At 62.6% G+C, this 20,218-nt stretch carries 16 protein-coding genes and 1 riboswitch; of the genes, 10 read left to right on the top strand and 6 right to left on the bottom strand.

All coding sequences use genetic code 11. The annotated features are described in order from the left end of the window. The first annotated feature begins 10 nt into the window (after nt 1–10). The 3 genes from DL86_RS18780 to DL86_RS13060 are packed head-to-tail and all read left to right on the top strand — an operon-like array spanning nt 11 to nt 2,470. Nucleotides 11–421 (top strand): PepSY domain-containing protein, encoded by a 411-nt coding sequence (locus DL86_RS18780; RefSeq protein WP_051953374.1) that lies wholly within the window; start codon nt 11–13, stop codon nt 419–421. 19 nt (nt 422–440) lie between these two features. Beyond that, nucleotides 441–1,100 carry a response regulator gene (locus tag DL86_RS13065; RefSeq protein WP_036262179.1) on the top strand — a complete coding sequence of 220 codons (660 nt, stop codon included), beginning with the start codon at nt 441–443 and terminating at the stop codon, nt 1,098–1,100. Continuing rightward, the gene (locus DL86_RS13060) at nt 1,097–2,470 is read left to right on the top strand and encodes a sensor histidine kinase (protein ID WP_036262178.1); all 1,374 of its coding nucleotides are present in this window, start codon (nt 1,097–1,099) and stop codon (nt 2,468–2,470) included. The genes DL86_RS13065 and DL86_RS13060 overlap by 4 nt, the downstream gene beginning before the upstream one ends. 41 nt (nt 2,471–2,511) lie before the next feature. Here the strand turns inward: DL86_RS13060 and DL86_RS13055 are convergent, their stop codons facing one another. The 5 genes from DL86_RS13055 to DL86_RS13035 all read right to left on the bottom strand — a co-directional run bounded on the left by DL86_RS13055 (nt 2,512) and on the right by DL86_RS13035 (nt 10,509). Beyond that, a complete protein-coding gene (locus DL86_RS13055; RefSeq protein ID WP_036262176.1) occupies nt 2,512–3,081 on the bottom strand; it encodes a hypothetical protein in 570 nt (189 codons plus the stop codon). Between the two features lie 37 nt (nt 3,082–3,118). Continuing rightward, nucleotides 3,119–3,718: a DUF7676 family protein gene (locus DL86_RS13050; RefSeq protein ID WP_245276368.1), complete on the bottom strand. Its 600-nt coding sequence runs from the start codon at nt 3,716–3,718 to the stop codon at nt 3,119–3,121. Further along, nucleotides 3,715–5,631: a TonB-dependent receptor plug domain-containing protein gene (locus DL86_RS13045; protein WP_210165411.1), complete on the bottom strand. Its 1,917-nt coding sequence runs from the start codon at nt 5,629–5,631 to the stop codon at nt 3,715–3,717. The genes DL86_RS13050 and DL86_RS13045 overlap by 4 nt, the downstream gene beginning before the upstream one ends. A gap of 143 nt (nt 5,632–5,774) precedes the next feature. After that, nucleotides 5,775–5,967, bottom strand: a riboswitch (cobalamin riboswitch). 74 nt (nt 5,968–6,041) lie between these two features. Next, on the bottom strand, nt 6,042–9,200 hold the full coding sequence (locus DL86_RS13040) for a multidrug efflux RND transporter permease subunit (protein ID WP_036262174.1): 3,159 nt from the start codon (nt 9,198–9,200) through the stop codon (nt 6,042–6,044). A gap of 112 nt (nt 9,201–9,312) precedes the next feature. Next, nucleotides 9,313–10,509 carry an efflux RND transporter periplasmic adaptor subunit gene (locus tag DL86_RS13035; protein ID WP_051953369.1) on the bottom strand — a complete coding sequence of 399 codons (1,197 nt, stop codon included), beginning with the start codon at nt 10,507–10,509 and terminating at the stop codon, nt 9,313–9,315. 715 nt (nt 10,510–11,224) lie between these two features. On the opposite strand from DL86_RS13035, the gene DL86_RS19905 reads away from it, so the two are divergent. Then, on the top strand, nt 11,225–11,371 hold the full coding sequence (locus tag DL86_RS19905; RefSeq protein ID WP_156964637.1) for a DUF3309 domain-containing protein: 147 nt from the start codon (nt 11,225–11,227) through the stop codon (nt 11,369–11,371). A 229-nt stretch (nt 11,372–11,600) separates the two neighbouring features. On the opposite strand, the gene DL86_RS13030 is transcribed toward DL86_RS19905, so the two are convergent. After that, on the bottom strand, nt 11,601–12,125 hold the full coding sequence (locus DL86_RS13030; RefSeq protein ID WP_036262170.1) for a phospholipase D-like domain-containing protein: 525 nt from the start codon (nt 12,123–12,125) through the stop codon (nt 11,601–11,603). A gap of 261 nt (nt 12,126–12,386) precedes the next feature. Here DL86_RS13030 and DL86_RS13025 point away from each other — a divergent pair, with 261 nt between their 5' ends. From DL86_RS13025 to cas1c, 6 genes are all read left to right on the top strand, one after another. Further along, nucleotides 12,387–14,705, top strand: a complete 2,319-nt coding sequence (locus DL86_RS13025; RefSeq protein ID WP_036262163.1) for a CRISPR-associated helicase/endonuclease Cas3 — start codon at nt 12,387–12,389, stop codon at nt 14,703–14,705. Between the two features lie 370 nt (nt 14,706–15,075). Continuing rightward, the gene (cas5c, locus tag DL86_RS13020) at nt 15,076–15,759 is read left to right on the top strand and encodes a type I-C CRISPR-associated protein Cas5c (protein WP_036262159.1); all 684 of its coding nucleotides are present in this window, start codon (nt 15,076–15,078) and stop codon (nt 15,757–15,759) included. Further along, nucleotides 15,756–17,618: a type I-C CRISPR-associated protein Cas8c/Csd1 gene (cas8c, locus tag DL86_RS13015; RefSeq protein WP_202899208.1), complete on the top strand. Its 1,863-nt coding sequence runs from the start codon at nt 15,756–15,758 to the stop codon at nt 17,616–17,618. Before cas5c ends, cas8c begins: the two co-directional genes overlap by 4 nt. A 4-nt stretch (nt 17,619–17,622) precedes the next feature. Continuing rightward, nucleotides 17,623–18,504, top strand: a complete 882-nt coding sequence (cas7c, locus tag DL86_RS13010; protein WP_036262153.1) for a type I-C CRISPR-associated protein Cas7/Csd2 — start codon at nt 17,623–17,625, stop codon at nt 18,502–18,504. Nucleotides 18,505–18,517: 13 nt separating this feature from the next. Then, on the top strand, nt 18,518–19,144 hold the full coding sequence (gene cas4, locus DL86_RS13005; RefSeq protein WP_036262145.1) for a CRISPR-associated protein Cas4: 627 nt from the start codon (nt 18,518–18,520) through the stop codon (nt 19,142–19,144). Between the two features lie 15 nt (nt 19,145–19,159). Further along, on the top strand, nt 19,160–20,206 hold the full coding sequence (gene cas1c, locus DL86_RS13000; protein WP_036262144.1) for a type I-C CRISPR-associated endonuclease Cas1c: 1,047 nt from the start codon (nt 19,160–19,162) through the stop codon (nt 20,204–20,206). The last annotated feature ends 12 nt before the right edge of the window (nt 20,207–20,218 follow it).

Genomic DNA, 20,218 nt, shown 5'->3' with positions numbered 1-20,218 from the left:
CGTTGCAGTGATGTCGCTGATAAGGACGGCGCTATTCCCAACGAAGCGGTCTGTCGTCCGATGGCCGGCGCGTGAGGCCTTCCTACGGACCCTTTTTGTCGCGGTCGCGGCGTTGAGCGGCGCGCACGGCGTATTTGCGGTCGAAGTGCAGGATCGCGCCTTGTCAGCGCTGCAGGCGCGCCAGATTCTGCCCCTTCATGAAATCATGGCGCGCTCCCAGATGCGGGGGGACCGATTGCTCCGCGCCGATCTCGATCGCGATGGGGGCCGCTATGTGTACGAGCTTCGGGTGATCGCGGCCGACGGAACGGTGCGCGTGAGGCGTCTCGACGCGGGGACGGGAGAGGCCCTGCCGGATGGAAAGCTATCGGACCATCCGGTCGAGTCCCCGCTGGACGAAAATGACTTGGAACGTGAGTGACTTGGAACGAGAATGACGGATGCGCGTGTTGATCATCGAGGACGATCGCATCTTGTCGGCTCAGCTCAAAGAGGGGTTGGAGCGCGAGCGCTTCACCGTGGACGCGGCCTTGACCGGCGAGGACGGCTCCTATCTCGGAATGCAGGAATGTTACGACGCGATCGTACTCGATCTCGGTCTTCCTGATCGGGATGGCCTCGACATCCTGAAGCAGTGGCGGCGCGCCGATCAAAAGACCCCGGTGCTGATCCTGACCGCGCGAGGGGATTGGCATGCAAAGGTCACCGGACTCAATGCCGGCGCGGATGATTATCTTGTGAAGCCCTTCGTGATCGCGGAGGTCGCGGCGCGCCTGCGCGCCTTGATCCGCCGCTCGCACGGTCAGGCGAGTCCTATTCTGCGCCACGGCGGCCTCGAACTCGATCCCGCGGCGGCGGAAGCCCGGCGCGACGGGCAACCCATCCGGCTGACCGCGCAAGAGTTCAAGACGCTGGCCTGCCTGATGCGTCGCGCCGGAAACATCGTCAGTCAGGCCGAACTGACCGAGGCGCTCTATGCCCAGGATTTCGATCGCGACTCGAATACGATAGAGGTGTTCATCGCGCGGCTCCGGCGCAAGCTCGGCGCCGACGCGATCGAAACCGTGCGCGGGCTCGGCTATCGCCTGGCGTCGCCGTGAAAGGTCCGCTGCGGTCGCTGCGTTGGCGAATCCTGTCGAGTTCGCTGCTGATCTGCGCGCTGACCTTTGGCGTTTCGGACAGGTTGCTGGTGCATCTGTTTCGCGCCGAGGTCGAGCGGCGCTTCGACGCCGAGCTGGCGGCTCATCTTGACCAGTTGCTCGCCCGGATTGGTCAGGATTCTTCCGGCGCCTTGGTGGTGGCGGGGCCGCTCAGCGACCCTCGCTTTCAAAAGCCCTACAGCGCTTTCTATTGGCAAATCGACGATGAGAAAGCCAGCCGCTTGCGCTCCCGCTCTTTGTGGGACGCCACGCTTCCCTTGCCCGTCGATGCGCCCGCCGATGGCGAAATCCATCGTCACCGCCTTCAAGGCCCCGACAATCAGCTGCTCGTCGCGATCGAGCGTCGCGTGAGCTTGCCCGGCTATCCGGGAATTGTCCGCGCCGCCGTCGCCGCCGACATCGGCGATTTGGAAAAGTCGATCGAGTCATTCTCGCATATCCTGCTTTGGACTTTCATGGCGTTGGGGTTGGGGCTCTCGGCCCTGGTCGCTGGCCAGGTGTGGATCGTTTTCCGTCCTCTGATGCAGCTTCGAACCGAGGTCATGGCGGTGCGGCGTGGGCAGAGCGGACGCATCGGCGGCGCCTTCCCGTCCGAAGTCGCGCCGCTGGTGAACGATTTGAATGCGCTGCTGGCGCATAGCCGGGAGGTTGTCGAACGCGGCCGCGTTCAGGCCGGAAATCTGGCGCATGGGCTGAAAACGCCCTTAGCGATATTGGCCAATGCCGCCGATGCGCTTGGGCCCGGCGAGGCCTCGGAAACGGTTCGGCTGCAGGCAATCGCGATCCGGCGGCAAGTCGACCACGCCCTGTCTCGCACCCGCGCGGCGGCCGCCGTCGGCGTGCCGGGAATTCGATGCGAGGTCGGCAATCGCATCGCCGAAGTCTTGCGGGCGATGCAAAATCTTTATCGCGAGCGAGATCTCGATCTTGGCTCTACAAGCGTAAAGCCGATGGATGTGGCGGTGGAGGTCGAGGATCTCGATGAAATGCTCGGCAATCTCCTCGATAACGCATGTCGCTTTGCGCGCCGGGTGGTGAGAATCTCGGCCGGGCAGGAAGACGCCTGCTGCAAAATCGCCATCGAGGATGATGGACCCGGCATGGCGAACGCTGCTGCTTCGGAGATTCTTCACGGCGCGCTGACGCTCGACCGAAGCCGCGGCGGCGCGGGCCTCGGCCTTGGCATCGTGCGCGATCTGGCTCGCGCTTACAGGGGCGAACTGCGCCTTGGCCGGTCTAAGCTCGGTGGATTGGAGGCGATCCTGGTGCTTCCCGCCGTCGCGGCGGGCGACGATGGGAAGGCAAATTAGACCAGACCTTCAAGCGACTTTTCGAGTCCTTGGAATAGGGCTCAGCCGCGCTGCGCGTCCGCGGCGATTTGCGGCCTTGGCTCAATGACGAGACCGATTGACGCGCCCAATCTATTGACCGCGAGGAGCCCGATGAAAGCCGCGGCATTGATGGCGAAGATCCGCCCGACAATCGCTGGAGCATAGTCTTCGACGCCGCTCTGCGAAATCAGCGAGGCGGCAAACAAGAGCCCTTCATAGATTGCAAATGCCAAAAGGAACGCGAGGGTCGAGGATAGGATTGGGTGAAGGCCGCTTGAGCGCTTCGCGCCCCATTCAGCGGTCAGGGTCGCAAGCAGCGCGACGGCGCCAAGTCCAGCGCCCCAGGCGAGAGTGTCCGCCGTCCAGGGATAGTGCAGCACGCCAAATCCAACGGCTTGGTTGGCGAACCAGACCAAGCCGACAAGAAGCAAAGCCTGTTGGCGGGGCATGGTCAGCGCCGCGACGCCGGCGAAAGCCGCGAGCGGCGCCGCGCAGGCAAAGCCGAGCGTAAATGCGACGCTGGCGGCGACCAGCAGGGCGATCCAGAGAGGGCGACGCCAGCCGATGGGCAGCGCAGGGGAGGGAAGCATGGGGTTCTCCTTTGTGACGTTGAGGCGTGTTGGAAAGCTAATCATGGCGGAAGCCATCGCCGGATCGGTCGAGCGGATCAGGTTCATCGAGCCCCAGCCAGCGCGCCCGGAGCCTGTCCCACAGGGCGAGACGCCGCCAGTCCGGCGCCTTCAGGATTTTGTCGCTGTCCTGATCGAGGAACGGATTGGGAAGAAGGACTGTGATCTGCTGCTCGCCTGCGCCATTGAAAAGGCGCAGGCCCCATGAGACCGGGGCGCCAGACCGGCCGAGGCGGCGGTAAAGCTCAGCGCGCGAGGTTCGGCGGTGGCGCGCCAGCGCTGGCGGAGCGGGGTGGCTCGGCGCGCCTTTATGCGCCCCGATGCAAATATGAAAATGTGAGGCGCCGAAAGCGATCGTCAGATAGCCGTCGAAGAGACCAATATGGGTTGGCGGCGATGGCGCCTTGAATTCGTAGGCCGCCCCCTCAATGATCGGTCCGAACGTGATTTCGCGCCAGTAATTCTCGAACAGATCGCGGAGCAGGGCGGCGAGCGTCTCTTCGTCCGCGGGCAAGGGAAAAACATCGACCGACGCTCCGTCGGTCTCGACCGCCCGGCGCGGCCGATGTTCTGGTTCGGATCCCACTTTGCGCGTCACAGCAAACCGTCCGGTCCGAAAGCGACCTTCACGCCGCCAAACAGGCCGAGCCCCGGCCGTTGAAAGCCCAGCGGATTTTGGTAGCGGCAGTCAAAAAGATTGTCGATGCGCGCAAAGCCCGACATGCCGTGGCCAAAGTCGTAAGCGCCGGCGAGATTGACGAGCGCATAGCCATTCGCCGGAAGATTCGAGAGCGTCCCCGCGCGACTGACGTCCAGCCATGGGCCAACATAGATCAGCGTCGCCGACAGCAACAGGGACGGCGTCGCCTGGAGCGTGGCGCTAAGGCTCACCTTGTCGCGCGGCCGCCGCAATAGGTCCATCTGAGTGGTCTCGTTCTTGGCGATCGTGTAGGTATAGTCGGCGCGCAGCGTGAAGCCGTCCCAAGGGACAAGGCTCATGTAGCTTTCGAGCCCGAAAGTTCTCGCCCGGCCGATGTTGGCATAGGACGTGAAGGTATCGTTGAAATCGATGAGATTTTTGATGTTGTTGGCGAAATAGGTGGCGCCGATCGAAATGCGGCCCGGCAGCAATTGCTGCTCGATCCCGTAGTCGAAGCCAATGCTGCTTTCGGGCTGTAGATCTGGATTGCCGTAGAAACGAAATGCTGGATAATTATTGTAGAGTTCGTCGAGCGTCGGCGCCTTGAATCCTGTGCCAAGGCTGCCTTTGAGCTTGGTTCCGGTTTCTGAAATGAGGAGCGCGGGCGCGATCCGAAAGGTCGCGGCGCCGCCGAACTGGTCGTTGGCGTCGTAGCGCAGGCTCAAGGCGTTGAACAGCCGTCCCCCAATATCGGATTGAAGCTGGGCGAAGCCGGCGGCATTGCCGTTTCTCGCTGTGAAGCCGCCGCCGTTATTGACGCGATCTTCCTCGCGCTCGGCGCCGAGCGTCAGCACCTCGCCGTCAAGAAGCCGCAGATTGCCCTGCCAATCGAGCTTGATGCGGCCGCCGCCATAGAGACTTGATGCGAGCGGTGCATAGTTCGGATCGAGATAGGTCCGGTCGTAATTCGTATAGGCGAGACCGAGCGTTTGATCGAAACGCCCCTCGAAGAGCGTCAGATGGGCGAAGCCTCGGGTAAACAGCTGACGGTTGTCGCTGCGGCTTTGGAGAGACTCCGGCCCGATAAAATCGTCGCTCGTCGAAAAGAGGGTTGTCTCGATGTAGCGGCTGGCGAGTCCGACGTCGAATTGATCGCCGAAGGCCGCGCCGAGGCGCATGGACGCGGTGCGGTTGTCATAAGCGTCGGGATTGAGGCCGCGGCCAGGCGGGACGAGGTCCGGCGGGGTCACCGGCGTCGCGCCGACATGGTAATGCCCGAAGCCGAAGGCATAGCTTAACCAATCGGTCGAGCCGGCGAGTCTTGCGGTCTGGTTGAATGTTCCGAACGAACCGCCTTCGAGGTTCGCCGTGGCGCGCCCAGGGCCTTCGCCTTTCTGGGTCAGGATATTGATGACGCCGCCGATCGCATCGGAGCCATAGAGTCCGCTTTGCGGGCCGCGCAAGACCTCGATGCGGTCGAGGTCGAAGGTCAAGACATGGGCGTAGTCGAAGGCGCCATTCGGCGAACTTGGGTCGCTGACGTCGATCCCATCGATGAAAACTTTGGTTTGGTTGGCATTGGTCCCGCGAATGAAGACCGAGGCGAGGCCGCCGGGGCCGCCGGCTTGCACCACGTTCAGGCCGGGGACTTCGAGCAGCGCGTCAGGCAATGTGCGCTGCTGTTTGGCGGCGATTTCGGCGCTGGTGACGACGGTGACGCTGCCGCCGAGTTCGGACTCGGGCGTCGGCAGGCGAGTCGCGCCAACCACAACTTCTGGAAGCTCGACGGGCGGCGTCGGATCGTCGGCATAAGCGCAGGGCGCATGAATGAAGGAGGCGAGGAGACAAATAGATGGAGCGAGCGCGCGCAAGCGCGCATCCAACGGACAGGAGCGGGACAGCATGATGATCTCGCAGCAACGTGACACGTCACTGCGAACCAAAGTCCAGACGCCTCCTGAAATTCAGGCGAGGCTCCTAGTCCCCATTGAGGCACCCCGCCCAATGTGTTCGCGCATGACCACGGCTGACGGCAGGTCTCCTGGCTCGCGGGTCTCTGCCTTGCGCCGCCTTCCCGGTTGCCCAGTGGCGTGATTGGCGCGCGGCTCGCCGCTTACAGTTGCGGGGGCAACCACGGTTTTGGCGGTAAGGCCGCACCGTGTTCCCTTTTGATCCCCCAAAGGGGAACCGTCGCGGCTAAGATGCTATCAGCGCGCCGGGAAAGTCAACTCCCGGAGTCTGGGCATTTTCGAACCGATTGCTGCGCAGGAGCCGCAGCGCATCAATGCGAAGGCTGCGCATCGGCCAACTTCTTCGGCGCGCCGGGCGCAACCTGGCTGCCGCCCTTCTCGCGGCGCGAAAAGAGCTTTTGAACCACGACATAGAACATCGGCACCATGAGCAGGGCGAGAATCACCACGGCGATCATGCCGCCCATGACGCCGGTGCCGAGCGCTTGCTGGCTCTTGGAGCTCGCGCCCGTCGCGATGACCATCGGCGCAACGCCGAATACGAAGGCGAAACCGGTCATCAAGATCGGGCGAAAGCGAAGGTAGGAGGCCTCGATGGCGGCTTGGGCCAGCGGCTTGCCTTCCGCGTGAAGGGTTTTCGCGAATTCGATGATCAGAATCGCATCCTTGGCGGCGAGGCCGATGATCGTGATGAGCCCGATGGTGAAATAGACGTCGTTGGGCATGCCGCGCAGCGCTACGGCGAGCACCGCGCCGCACATGCCGAGCGGAACCACCAGGAGGACGGAGATCGGAATGGTCCAGCTTTCATAGAGAGCCGCGAGCAGAAGAAACACCACCAGCGCCGAAAGGCCAAGCAACATCGAGGCCTGCGAGCCGGCAAGCTTTTCCTGCAGCGATTGACCGGTCCATTGAAAGCCGAACCCTTGCGGCAGGGCGGCGGCGAGGCGCTCCATCTCGGCGATCGCGTCGCCGCTCGTGAAGCCCGGTCTCGCGGAGCCGCTGATTCTCACCGAAGGATAGTAGTTGAATCCCACCAACAGCGTCGGTCCTACCGTCCATTTGACGGAGGCGAAGGAAGAAAAGGGAACCAGATGTCCCTGGTTATTCTGGACATTGAAGCCAAGAATGTCGTCGGCTTGCATGCGTCCCGAAAGATCCGCCTGCACGATGACCCGCTGCATGCGGCCCCGATTTGGGAAATCATTGACATAAGTCGACCCGAGATTGGTGGAGATTGTGCTGTTGATGTCCTGGAAGGTCAGGCCCAGCGCGCCCGCCTTTTCGCGATCGACGAGGAGTTCGACCTGAGGAGCGGGCGATAGCCCTTCGACATAAACATCCTGGAGAATGGGGCTGGCGTTCGCGGCGGCGAGGAGTTGATCCTTCGCCCGCATGAGGTCTTCGTAGCCCTTTTGAGCCCGGTCCTGCAGGCGAAAGCTGAATCCGCTCGAATTTCCAAGGTTGTCGATCGGCGGCGGCTGCAACGCGGAGATCTTGGCGTCCTTGACTGACGCAAGGGTCTTGTTGGCGTCCGCGACAATGGCTTCGGCGGAATCGTCGGGGCCGCGCAAGCTCCAATCCTTCAGCGTGACGAAAGCCTGCGCGGTGTTCTGGCCTTGGCCAAGAAAACTGTATCCGGTCAGAAAGGTGACTTGGTCGACGCCTTGCCGATGGAGCAGGAATTCCTCGACGCGCTTCACGGCGTCCAAGGTCCTGTTGAACGAGGCCTCAGGCGGCGTTTGCACGTCGACAGTGATGAACCCTTGGTCGTCGATTGGCAGAAAGCCGGTGGGAAGGCGCGAGAAACCCCACCCAAGCCCAATGACAAGCGCGACATAAACCAGCATCAGCCGTCCTGTGCGCAAAAGCGTCCAGCGCACGACTCCGCTGTATCCGGACTTCGCGCTTTCCATGCCGCGGTTGAACAGGCCGAAAAGGCCCCTTCGCGCGTGGTGATGTCCGGCGGCGACCGGCTTTAGCAAGCTGGCGCATAGGGCCGGCGTCAGAGACAGAGCCAGAAACGCGGAGAAGCCGATCGCCGACGCCATAGTCACTGAGAACTGACGGTAGATGATGCCGACCGAGCCCGGGAAAAAGGCCATCGGGATGAACACCGCGATGAGCACGAGCGTAATGCCGATGATCGCGCCGGTGATCTGCGTCATGGCCTTGCGGGTGGCCTCGCGCGGGGGCAGTCCTTCCTCGGACATGATGCGCTCGACATTCTCGACCACCACGATCGCGTCGTCGACCAGAATGCCGATGGCGAGCACCATCGCGAACAGCGTCAGCAGGTTGATGGAGAACCCGAACGCCAGAAGCGCGCCGCAGGTGCCGATGAGCGCAACCGGAACGACGACGGCCGGGATGATCGTGTAGCGGATATTCTGAAGGAACAGGAACATCACCAGGAAGACGAGGACCATGGCCTCGACCAGCGTGGTGAGGACCTTCTTGATCGAAGCCTCGACGACCGGAGTGATGTTGTAGGGGATGCTATATTTGATATTGGATGGAAAGAACTTCGCCAGTTCCTCCATTTTCGCTTCGACCGCATTGGCTGTGGCGAGCGCATTGCCGGTTGGGGCCAGCAAGACGGACAGGCCGGCGGTCGGCTCGCCGTTCAACCTCGTGGTGAACTGGTAGCCCATGCCGCCGACTTCGACGCGCGCGACGTCGCGCAGACGAACCGTCGAGCCGTCGGGATTGCTGCGCAGGACGATGGCCTCAAATTCCTCGGGGAGGGTGAGTTGCCCCTTGACCAGGACCATCGCCGAAATGGTCTGGGACTTGTGGCTGGGCTCGGCTCCGACGGCGCCCGACGCGACCTGAGCATTTTGAGCCTCGAGCGCCTTCGTCACATCGTCGGAGGTGAGCTTGTAGCCGACGAGCTTCTCCGGATCGATCCAAACCCGCAGCGACCGCTCGGTGGAAAAAAGGGTCGCGCGGCCAACGCCTGGAATGCGCCGGATCTCGCCGAGGATATTGCGGACCATGTAGTCGCCGAGCGCGACCTCGTCCAACTTGCCGTCGGTGGATTGCAGCGTGATGATCTGCAGGACGGCGCTCGAGGCTTCCTCGATCAGAATGCCCTGCTGGATCACGGCGCGCGGCAGGCGCGCTTCAACGCGCTTGATTCTATTCTGGACCTCGACAGAAGCCAGGCTCGAGTCCGTTCCCGGAACGAAATTGGCGATGATCTCGACCTGTCCCAACGAGTCGCTGCTCGACTCGAAGCTCATGATTCCGTTGGCGCCGTTAAGCTCTTCCTCGATGAGGCGCGTGACGCTGTTATAAAGATTTTGCGGCGAAGCGCCGGGATAGCTGGTGCTGATCGAGATCGAAGGGGGCGCGATAATGGGATATTGGGCGATCGCCAGAAATGGAATGGCGAGCCCGCCGCCGAGGCAGATGAAGAGCGCGATCACAATCGCGAAAATCGGTCGGTCGATGAAGAAGCCGGCCATGATTGCGTCTTTTCAGTCTAGAGCATCTACGAGCGAAGCAGCAAACGGTTCGCGTCAAAAAATGCGATGCAGTAAAGAATGAAAGCAACCTTCCGCTTCCGCGGAAGCCGCTTTAGTTGCGCAGGCGATTGTCTTCGCCGGCCGATGCCGTGGCCGCCGACGCGAGCGGCCAGGGCACAGGGTCCACGAGTTCGCCAGCGGAGAATTTTTGGAATCCTTCGACGACGACGCGATCTCCCGGCTGGAGACCGTCGAGCACAAGCCACTGCCCATCGACAATCCGCCCTGTGCGGATCGGCTGTATGAAAGCGCGATTGTCTGCGCGCACCACATAGACTTCGCTGCCGCCCGTGTCGTTTCGCCGCACCGCTTGCTGCGGCACCGCAAGCGAGTCGGCGTCGATGCCTTGCTCGATCTGAACGCGGACATAGGCGCCGGGCAAGAGTTCGCTCTTTGGGTTCGGGAACTCACCCCGCAAGGTGACCTGACCGGTGCTCGGATCCACGCTCACGTCCGAGAACAATAAGCGGCCCGGATGCGGATAAACGGTGCCATCGTCGCGCACCAGCCGCACCTTGGTGGCGTCGGGGGCGATCTGCTCGAGCGCGCCGCTTTCGAAATCGCGCCGCAGCTGCTGAAGTTCGCTCGCCGCTTGAGTAAAATCCGCATAGATGGGATCGAGTTGCTGGACAGTCGCGAGATGGGTCGCTTCGCCATGTCCGACGAGCGCGCCTTCCGTCATCAAGGCGCGGCCGATCCGGCCGCTGATCGGCGAGCGGACAAAAGTATAGTCGAGATCGAGCTTCGCCCGCGCGACGTCCGCCTGGCGGGCCGCGACATCGGCCTGCGCCTGGCGCCACGTGGCGATGGCGTTCTCGTACTGGGCCTGCGACGCGGCCTGTCCCTTGATCAGTTTTTCGACGCGGGCCGCCTGCAGCTCCGCTTGTTCGAGCGCGGCCTTCGCCTTGGCGAGAGCGGCCTGAGTAGCGCTGAGCTCAACTTCGAATCGCGCTGGGTCGATGCGATAGAGAACATCGCCGGCCTTCACTTCCGCGCCCTGCTTGAACGTGCGTTCGATCACGATTCCGGCCACGCGGGCGCGAACCTCGGCGACCTGAGTTGGCGCAATTCGACCAGGGAGCTCCCGGATGTAGGGCCGTGGGACGGGATGAATTGTAATAACGCCCACTTGAGGGGGCGCCGCCGCCACCGACTTCTCAACCGCTGCAGATTCTTTGCATGCGGAAAGCACAAGCATCGCGCATCCTAAGGCGGCCGCAAAGCGGATTGCGCGGGCTTGAATTTTCATCCGTGTCTTCGTCATTTATTTCCATCAGGTGACATGGGGAGTCGGCGCCGCGCTATCGCGGATCCTAAGGTCCCGCCGGAAAACGCGCTGCATGTCGAGCATGGGCGATATTATCGTGTCGAGTCGGGGGCGCAATCCTTTTTCGACGACGGGCGGGGAACGGAGGCCGTCAGGATGCGATCCGCAGTAACGCCAATCCACTGGCATTTTACCAGTTTACTTCGATCGACCATGGAAATCTAGGGAGTGGTCAAGCACGGTTATTTGATCGTTTGTTCCGGCGTTAATCATTGTAAATGGTTGACAATGACTGCGCCAAGCGGGTGGGGCGGCGGGTTTGACTTCGGGTTGTTGTTGGCCATGGCGTGAAGATAAAGCGGAGGGTTTGCTGGATTTGAGGGAGCAGATTCGGAGATTTTGGACGCGCGCATCGGTCGCAGATCTTTCATCCGGAAGGTCGCTTGCGCTCCCGCTTCACGCCTTGCGAGGTCCGGCGCTCATCGTTCGGCGAGGGACCAATTCGCGTCATAGTGATGACATCGCGAGTAGCTACGCTACCGCTGCTTCACTCCTGGGACTGGTCATGTGGCGCGGGTCATGGGCCAGCAATCATGGAGGTGGAGCCCAGCCTTGTCGGTTCGGCCCAAGAAAAGAGAGTCAAATCCTGGCGCGAACGGACGAGAATGCCATAATTGGGATGTCAAGGGAGGTAATCATGGTCATTCTAGTCGTCATTATCCTAATCATCGCCGCAGCTGCCTATTTTGGCTATAATTGGTTTGGAAACGAGGGCCTCGGCGGCGCGCTCGCCCTAGGTCTTGTTATTCTAGCTGCGCTTTGGGCGCTTGGCGGCCTGAACTGATCGGCAGCCACCCAATATCGCCGGCGTGGCGCGCTGATCACTTTTCTCCGCTCCCGCCGGCGCATTTTTCCCGGCGCCTTCATCAATCATCTCCCTGGCATAGACTCGCGCCTATGCGCATGCCGCCAGCTGTGGGGCGAAGGTTCAGCCCAAGCCTCGATTGCTTTTGGTTCGGAGAGGCTGGGGAGCCTGAGCGCATTGGGGAGAGCCCGCGTTCTCGTCGGGTCGATTATTTCCACGCCTCTCCCTTCGCCCAGATCGCTTCGAAGTGGCGTTTGAAGTTCATCGAAGCCTCTAGGCCCTTGATTACAATGAGGTCGTTGTCTTGCTGCTTAAGGCCGGACGCGGAAAGATTTGCCGCGCCAGTCCGAAGCAATCGTCTGTCGATCTGGTAGGATTTCAGATGCATCGGCCGCTTGTTTAAGGGCTTGATGCGGATCTGGACGGTCGGGGTTGCCGCGAGATCCTGAAAAACGTCCCGCGGCGGGCGATTGGCCAGTTGCGCTCCGTCGAGATAAAGGCGCAGCTTGACGCCGCGATTGGCGGCTCGCGTGAGAGCCAGGATCACCGGCCAATCGGTCAGAACATAGGCGGCGAGATCAATCTCCCGCCGCGCGCCGTCGATCAGCGCGACATCAATTTTTTCGAGGTTCTCGGCCGGAGCGTAGTGGATTCTTGGCGCGGGATCGGCCGCGCAGGGGGCCGCGGAGGCGAAAAGAATTGCCGCCGTTAACGCGGGGCGAATTGCATGCATGGAAAAGCTCAAGGCTGGGCCTATCTTGTGACGACCTTTTGCGCCGGCCGGCTTGATCTGCGCAAGGGGAGACTCCGGGGCCGCTTAGCAGTCGGTCGGCTCTCCTGACCGCGTCAAAGGCTCCCGTCCGTCAGTCGATTGGCATGGGTCGCGACGTCCATCCACGGCCTACGATCAAGATCATGCCGCAAGCACGCCAAGCGCAGGGCTGACATCATATCGGCGCGCCGGTGATGATTTCGAGAGAGGGAGGGCCTCAAAATGCCTGTCTACGCCCATTCCGCCAAAAGCCCGGACAAGGCGCCGGAGCCGCTTGGCGATCATCTGGAGAGGGTCGCCGTGCTGGCGGAAGCCCGAGCGGGCAAATTCGGCGCGGCGGACTTCGGCCAACTGGTGGGCTGGCTGCACGACTTCGGCAAAATCGATCCAAGATTCCAGGCGCGCCTCGCGGGCTCCAAGACGCCATTCGACCATGCCGGGCCGGGCGCCGCCCTGGCGATGGAGCTCTACGGCTTTTTCAGCGGCGTTCTTGCGCCCATCATCGCCGGGCATCACACCGGGCTGATGGACGCCACGCAGGACGGCGCGGGTTCGGCGCCGATCATCACGCCGCTCGACGCGCGGCTGGAGCATTGTGTTGGCGACCTGGAACGGCAGAAGCGCCTCTGGTCCGCGGAAGGGCTGGCGCATCCGCCTTCGCCCGGCGGGCCGCCGCTCAAACCGCGCAAGGAAGCAAAGTCCGACGATGCAAAAGCGGCCTTCGCTTTTTGCCTTGCGTTCTTCACGCGCATGGTGTTTTCGGCGCTCGTCGATGCGGATTTCATCGCGACCGAGTCGTTCTACGGCGCAAAGAATCGTGGCTTTCCCGACGTCGCATTGAGTGATCTGAAGAGCCGGCTCGACGGCTTCCTCGCGATGAAAGCCGAGGAGGCGCGGCGCGAACATCCGGGCCAACTGAACGACGCCCGCGCCGGGATCCTGGCCGCGGCCCGCGCCAGCGCCGCGGAGTCGCAAGGCGTCTTCACTCTGGCGGCGCCGACCGGCGGCGGCAAGACGCTGGCCTCGCTCGCCTTCGCGCTCGACCATGCCGTGAAACATGGTCTCGACCGGGTGATCGTGGTGATTCCGTTCACCTCGGTGGTGGAGCAGACGGCGGATGTTTTTCGCAAGGCGTTGGGCGAGCATGAGAGCGCCGTGCTGGAACATCACGGCGCCTTCGACGACACGAAGATCCGGCGCGAGGAGGACGCGCCCGAAATGGGCGATAAGCTGCGGCTTTCGCAGGAGAATTGGGATGCGCCGATCGTCGTGACGACGGCGGTGCAGTTTTTCGAAAGCCTCTTCCACAACAAGACGTCGCGCTGCCGCAAGCTGCACAACATCGCCCGCTCGGTGGTCATCATCGACGAAGCGCAGACCCTGCCGCTGCCGGTGCTGCGACCCATCGTGCTGGCGATCGACGAACTCGCGCGCAACTACAAAGCAACCGTCGTGCTGTCGACCGCCACGCAACCGGCCTTGCTGGAAAATCCCGGCGCAGAGAATTCCTTCGTCGGCGGCCTGCGCGATGTCCGGCCCATCATTGTCGACGAGAGGCCGCTGTTCCAGATTTTGAAGCGGGTGGAGATCGAGCGGGCCGGCAAGCTGGACGACGCGGCGCTGGCCGAGCGGATCTCGGCGCGCAGCCAGGTGCTGGTCATTGTCAACACGCGCAGGCACGCCCGCGAACTGTTCTCCCGAATGCGGGCTGAGGCGGGGGCGCGCCACCTGTCCACCATGATGTGCGCCGCCCACCGCGCCAGGGTGTTGAACGGGGTGCGGCAGGATCTAAAAGACGAGCGGCCGGCGCGGGTGGTGTCCACCTCGCTGATCGAGGCGGGCGTCGATATTGATTTTCCCGCCGTGCTGCGCGCCGAGGCCGGGCTCGACCAGATCGCCCAGGCGGCGGGCCGTTGCAATCGAGAGGGCAAGCGGACGGCCTCCGAGAGTCGCGTGCTGGTATTTGAAACGGAGGAGGCCAACAGCCATCCCGAGATGACAAAGCGCTGGTCGGCGACGAAAAAGGTCTGGCGCGCGCTGGACCGTGGCGAACTCGAAGGCGGGCTGCTCGATCCGCCGGCGATCGAAGACTATTTCCGCGAGCTGTTCTGGCTGAAGGGCGAGGAAGCGCTCGACGAAAACGGCATCCTGGAGCTGCTGCGGGCCTATGCGCCGGACCAAAAGCGGCCACGAGAACCGCCCAAGCTGCCGATGGAATCCATCGCGCGACGCTTCCAGATGATCGACGACGCCATGGCGCCGATTCTTATCGGTTGGAATGAGCCAGCGAGGGATTTGATCGAGGATTTGCGCCACGCCGACAAAGTCGGCGGCATCGCACGCAAGCTGCAGCGCTATCTCGTCAATGTCCCGCCGCGCGACCGCGCCAAACTGATCCAGCGCGGCGCGGCGCAGGTGATCCAGCCGGACCGTTTTGGCGAGCAATTCGTGGCGCTGACGGATACGAGCCTCTATCGCGACGATGTCGGGCTGGATCTTTCTGATCTGACATTTGAAGAGGCGGGGCGATTGGTATTTTAATTAGTCCACAGCATGAATACTTTACTCGTCGCCTGGGATGATGCCTCCGTCGAGTTTGAGGATTCGCGATGGAATGGCTGTGCACTCTCCTTTCAAAATTGAGGCCTCGCGTTCGATTTCGCCTGAATGCGGAATTCGACGCTTCATTTGGTGAGAGTTCGAGATTTCCTCCCGCCCCTCAGCCTCGTGGGTTGGAACATGCTATGGACGAATTGGTAGAGCGCGACGGGCCGACCAAGCAGCCCACGATGCTTGGTCGGTCCTCTCCTGAGTTTCTGAAAACCTCCGAATAAAGTTGTTGATTGAAAATAGAGCGTATTGCGCAGTTTCTTCCTCGGGCGGAGCGTGAGTTCTATACAGGGAGAGCCTCATGATCGATTCGCCCAAGGATTTTGGCCTGAAGCTGCATGTCTGGGGCGAGCGTGCCTTGTTCACCCGGCCGGAGATGGCGGTGGAGCGCGTCTCCTATGATGTGATGACGCCCTCGGCGGCGCGCGGCATCCTCGAGGCGATCCACTGGAAGCCGGCGATCCGCTGGATCGTCGACCGCATCTACGTGTTGAGGCCGATCCGCTTCGAGAGCATCCGCCGCAACGAGGTCGGCTCCAAAATTTCAGAATCGAGCGTGCGCTCCGCCATGCGCTCCGGGCAAGTCAGCGATCTCGCCATCGTGGTGGACGAGGACCGCCAGCAGCGCGCCGCCACCGTGCTGCGCGACGTCGCCTATGTGATCGAGGCGCATTTCGAGCGCGCCGGCAAATGGGGCGCCGAGGACAGCGACGCCAAGCATATCGACATGGCGCGCCGCCGCGCAAGATCCGGCCAGTGTTTCCAACGGCCTTGCCTTGGCGTGCGGGAGTTCGCCGCCAACTTCGATCTGGTGGAAGGCGAGTTGCCGCCCATGGACGCCAGTATGATGGGGCGCCGCGACCTCGGCTTCATGCTGCTCGACCTCGATTTCGCCGCTGGCGCCCGCCCGGTGTTTTTCCGCGCCGAAATGGTCGACGGCGTCATAAATGTGCCGCGCATGGAAGATGCGGGCGCCAGGCGATGAGCATGCTGGCTGCGCTGGTGAGGCGCTACGACCGCATGGCCGCGAAGGGCGACGCGCCCGTGCCGGGATATTCCTCGGAGAAGATCGCCTACGGCGTCACGTTGGCGGCGGATGGTTCGGTGGTCGATGTCACGTCCTTGGGCAAGACGGTCAAGGGCAAACATGTGCCCGAGGCGATGACCGTTCCGCAGCCAGCCAAACGCACGGTCGGCGTCGCAGCCAACCTGTTGTGGGACAAGACGGCCTATGTGTTCGGCGCCGCCGACCCGGCCAAGGAGTCGAAGCGCGCAGCCAAGAAAGGGCTGCGGCCAGGCGCGGAAGAATTTGCCGCGTTCCGCCGGCGCCAGCATGAGTCCATCGGCGAAACGGAGGATGCTGGCCTCAAGGCTTTTCTGGCGTTTTTGGACGGCTGGGATCCTGAAGCCTACGAAAGTTTGCCGTTGGCCGCGCAGATGCTGGACGCCAATGTGGTGTTTCGCCTTGATGGCGAACGCAATTGGCTGCACGAGCGCCCGGCGGCTCGCGCGGTCGTCGCGCGCTCCGTCAGTGGCGGCGGGGGCGTCGGACTGTGTCTCGTCACCGGCGAGGAAGCGCCGATTGCCCGGCTGCACCCTTCCATCAAAGGCGTGCGCGGAGCGCAGTCGTCGGGCGCCGCGATCGTTTCTTTCAACCAATCGGCCTTCACCTCCTACGGCAAGGAGCAGGGCGAAAACGCTCCCGTCTCCGAATACGCTGCCTTCGCCTACACGACCGCGCTCAACGCGCTCCTGGCCGGGCTTCGCAACCGCGTGCAGATCGGCGACGCTTCCGTGGTGTTCTGGGCCGAGCCGGAAGGGGATGAGGAGCCCTATGACGGCGAGGCCATCTTCGCCGCGCTCTTTGGCGGCGGCGAAAAGAGCGCCGAACCGGAGGCCGAGCCCGGCCCGGACTCCGCGGCGCAAGAGCGCGACCTTCTCAACGCGCTGGCGCTGGTCGCAAAAGGACAGCCCGTGCCGGGCCTTTCCATCAATCCGGCGACGAAATTCTACGTCCTTGGCCTCTCCCCCAACGCTGCGCGCATCTCGGTCCGCTTCTGGCTCGAAACCACCATCCAGCAGCTTGCGGAAAGATTGACGCGGCATTTCGAGGATCTGCGGCTGGAGCCGCCCGCGTGGCGTGACGGCAGGGCGCCGCAATTCTGGCGGTTAGTCTATTGCCTGGCGCCGGTCAGACGTTCTGACGATGGGCGGATCAAGGACATGAGTAGGGATGAGAAGGACCGCTTCGAGAAATCCCATGCTCACATTGCAGGCGAGCTTACCCGCGCCGTGCTCACGGGAGCCCGTTATCCGGTGTCATTTTTATCAATGATCCTGATGCGGTTCCGTGTCGATCGCGAGATTGCGCCCCTGCGTGTCGCACTTATCAAAGCGGTGCTCAGCCGCGCCAATGAGGAGGTTCCAGTGTCGATCGACTTTGAGGAGCGCAACGCCGGTTATCGTCTCGGTCGGCTCTTCGGAATTTTGGAGCGGCTCCAGGCCGCTGGCCTCGGCCGCCGAAATGCAACGGTTCGCGACAAGTTCTACGCGTCGGCCTCGGCGACTCCTGCGCGAATTTTCCCGTCCCTGCTTCGTAATGCCAAGAACCATTCCAAATCGGTTCGCTCAAAGGTTGGCGCTGGCCTTGCCGAATGGTTTGAGGATCGCATCGCTGAAGCTCTAAGCGGTTCCTCGACAGCGTTTCCAAAGACGTTGCGACTTGAAGATCAAGGGCGATTCGCCATCGGCTACTACCACCAACGCGAAGCTTTCCTTACCAAGACCACGGCCGCTCCCAAGGAGTTAGAGGCAGCTGAAAATGTCGATAACACCGAGGAATGAGCCCATGTCCGCCATCAATCATCGCTATGATTTCGTCTACTTGTTCGATGTCGCCAACGGCAACCCTAACGGCGACCCGGATGCAGGCAACATGCCGCGCCTTGATGCGGAAACAGGCCTCGGTCTCGTGACCGATGTCTGCTTGAAGCGGAAGGTCCGCAACTTCGTCTCGCTCGTGCGCGGCGACGGTGTCGGCTACAGGATCTACATGGCTGAGCGCGCTGTGCTCAATTTAACAAATCGTGAGGCTTATGCGGCAACCGGATTGGCCTCGGAGCCCAGGAAGCTGCCGAAGAAGGAAGAGGAGGCTCGCTCGCTCACCAAATGGATGTGCGACAATTTCTTTGATATCCGCGCTTTCGGGGCGGTTATGTCAACGGAAGTCAATGTTGGGCAAGTGCGTGGGCCTATCCAATTCACCTTTGGTCACTCAATCGATCCGATTGTCCCGATCGAGGTTTCTATTACTAGATCCTCCGTGACAAATGAAGAGGATGCTAAGAAAAATGACCGCACCATGGGCCGCAAACACATCGTCCCTTATGGCCTCTACCGAGCCCATGGCTTCGTCTCGGCGCGGCTGGCCAATGACGCCAAGAAAGGCACCGGCTTTTCCGAAGACGATCTCGCTCTCTTTTGGCGCGCGCTCGGCGAAATGTTCGACCACGACCGCTCGGCCGCGCGCGGCGAGATGACCGCCAGGCGGCTGATTGTCTTCGAGCATGAGAGCGATCTCGGCAACGCCCCGGCCCATAAGCTGTTCGAGCGCGTAACGGTTTCCCGCGCGCCCAGTTCAGATGGCCCGCCGCGCGCCTATTCCGATTATGTCGTGACGCTGGACGAGGCGGCCTTGCCCGCCGGCGTCAAAGTTCTGGATCTGATCTGACCGAGGCGGGATCATGGACGAGGCCGACCTGATCCCTCTTTCCGCGCTCCAGCATATGCTCTATTGCCCGCGCCAATGCGCGCTCATTCACGTCGAGCAAATGTGGAGCGAGAACCGTTTCACCGCCGAAGGCCGCATTATGCACGATCGGGCGGATCAACCGGGGGCTTCGAGCCGGCGCGGCGTGCGCGCCGCCACGGCCATGCCGATCCGCTCGGCCGCCCTTGGCGTTTCCGGCGTCGCCGATGTCGTGGAACTGCGCGAGCGGGACGGGCGCATTCATCCCTTTCCGGTCGAATACAAGCGCGGCTCGCCCAAAGCGCATCGGGCCGACGAGGCGCAGCTTTGCGCGCAAGGCATCGCGCTGGAGGAAATGTTCGGCGTCGACGTGCCAGAGGGCGCCCTCTTCTACGGCGAGACGCGCCGCCGCGTCGTGGTGGCCTTCGACGCCGATTTGCGTCGGCTGACCAAGGAAACCGCCGCCGCCGCCCGCGCCATGATCCTCGCGGCGGAGGTTCCTCATGCCGCCTACCAGGCCAAACGCTGTCGGGCCTGCTCGCTGCTGGAGATTTGCGCGCCGAGAACCACCGCGGACGGCGGCCAGGTGGCGCGCTGGCTGGAGCGCATGATCGACGAGTGATGCGGGGCAGTGAAAATGGTCGATCGCCGCCACCTGAATACGCTCTATGTCTCCACCGAGGGCGCCTATGTGCACAAGGATGGCGAGAACGCTGTGGTCGAGGTGGAGGGCGTCGAGCGGCTGCGCGTGCCGCTGCACAAGCTCGGCTCCATCGCGCCGCTCGGGCGCGTGAGCATTTCCGCCGGCCTGATGGCGGCTGCGCTGGAGGCCGGCATCGCCATCACCCATTTCTCTGACAATGGCCGTTTCCTTGCGCGGGTCGAGGGGCCGGTCTCCGGCAATGTGCTCTTGCGCCGCGACCAGTTCCGCGCCCATGAGAGCGAGGCGGCGAGCGCCCGCTTCGCCGCGGCGATCGTCATCGCCAAGGCCTCCAATCAGCGCGCGGTGCTGCAACGGGCCTTGCGCGATCATGGCGATGGGATGGACGAAGCGGCGGAGGGCGCCATGCAATCTGCCGTCGTGCTTCTGGCCGACGCGGCCCGCCGCTGTCTGAAGCCACGCCCTCTCGATGAGGTGCGTGGCATCGAAGGCGAGGCGGCGCGCGCCTATTTCGGCGTGTTCGATCATCTGATCCGCATGAAGGCGCCGGGCCTGCGCTTCACAACCCGCTCGCGCCGTCCGCCTCTCGATGCGGTCAATGCGCTCTTGTCCTTCCTTTACACGCTGCTGGTGCATGATTGCCGGTCGGCGCTCGAAGGCGTCGGGCTTGATCCGGCGGTGGGGTTCTTGCATCGCCTGCGTCCTGGACGTCCGAGCCTGGCGCTCGATCTGATGGAGGAGCTCCGGCCCCATCTGGCGGACCGGCTGGCCCTGACTCTTGTCAATCGCGGCGAATTAGGCATTCGCGATTTCCGCATATTCGAAAATGGCGCGGTTTTCCTGGGCGACGATGCGCGCAAGCAGGTGCTGGTGGCGTTTCAAGAGCGCAAGCGCGAGGAAATCGAGCACCCGTTTCTGAAGGAAAAAGCGTCGATCGGCCTGTTGCCTCATATTCAGGCGCAACTGCTCGCCAAGGCGGTGCGTGGCGATCTCGACGGCTATCCGCCGATGCTCTGGAAATAGGAGACGGATGTC

It is taken from the genome of Methylocapsa aurea (genome assembly GCF_000746085.1).
Classification (GTDB): Bacteria; Pseudomonadota; Alphaproteobacteria; order Rhizobiales; family Beijerinckiaceae; genus Methylocapsa; species Methylocapsa aurea.
The sequence above is the reverse complement of the archived record's forward strand: the minus strand, read 5'-3'. Positions and strand labels throughout refer to the sequence as shown.

Coding starts and splice junctions, on each gene's coding strand:
- DL86_RS18780 (WP_051953374.1), top strand. CDS start 11: ATGTCGCTGATAAGGACGGCGCTATTCCCAACGAAGCGGTCTGTCGTC.
- DL86_RS13065 (WP_036262179.1), top strand. CDS start 441: ATGCGCGTGTTGATCATCGAGGACGATCGCATCTTGTCGGCTCAGCTC.
- DL86_RS13055 (WP_036262176.1), bottom strand. CDS start 3,081: ATGCTTCCCTCCCCTGCGCTGCCCATCGGCTGGCGTCGCCCTCTCTGG.
- DL86_RS13040 (WP_036262174.1), bottom strand. CDS start 9,200: ATGGCCGGCTTCTTCATCGACCGACCGATTTTCGCGATTGTGATCGCG.
- DL86_RS13035 (WP_051953369.1), bottom strand. CDS start 10,509: ATGAAAATTCAAGCCCGCGCAATCCGCTTTGCGGCCGCCTTAGGATGC.
- DL86_RS19905 (WP_156964637.1), top strand. CDS start 11,225: ATGGTCATTCTAGTCGTCATTATCCTAATCATCGCCGCAGCTGCCTAT.
- DL86_RS13030 (WP_036262170.1), bottom strand. CDS start 12,125: ATGCATGCAATTCGCCCCGCGTTAACGGCGGCAATTCTTTTCGCCTCC.
- DL86_RS13025 (WP_036262163.1), top strand. CDS start 12,387: ATGCCTGTCTACGCCCATTCCGCCAAAAGCCCGGACAAGGCGCCGGAG.
- cas5c (WP_036262159.1), top strand. CDS start 15,076: ATGATCGATTCGCCCAAGGATTTTGGCCTGAAGCTGCATGTCTGGGGC.
- cas8c (WP_202899208.1), top strand. CDS start 15,756: ATGAGCATGCTGGCTGCGCTGGTGAGGCGCTACGACCGCATGGCCGCG.
- cas7c (WP_036262153.1), top strand. CDS start 17,623: ATGTCCGCCATCAATCATCGCTATGATTTCGTCTACTTGTTCGATGTC.
- cas4 (WP_036262145.1), top strand. CDS start 18,518: ATGGACGAGGCCGACCTGATCCCTCTTTCCGCGCTCCAGCATATGCTC.
- cas1c (WP_036262144.1), top strand. CDS start 19,160: ATGGTCGATCGCCGCCACCTGAATACGCTCTATGTCTCCACCGAGGGC.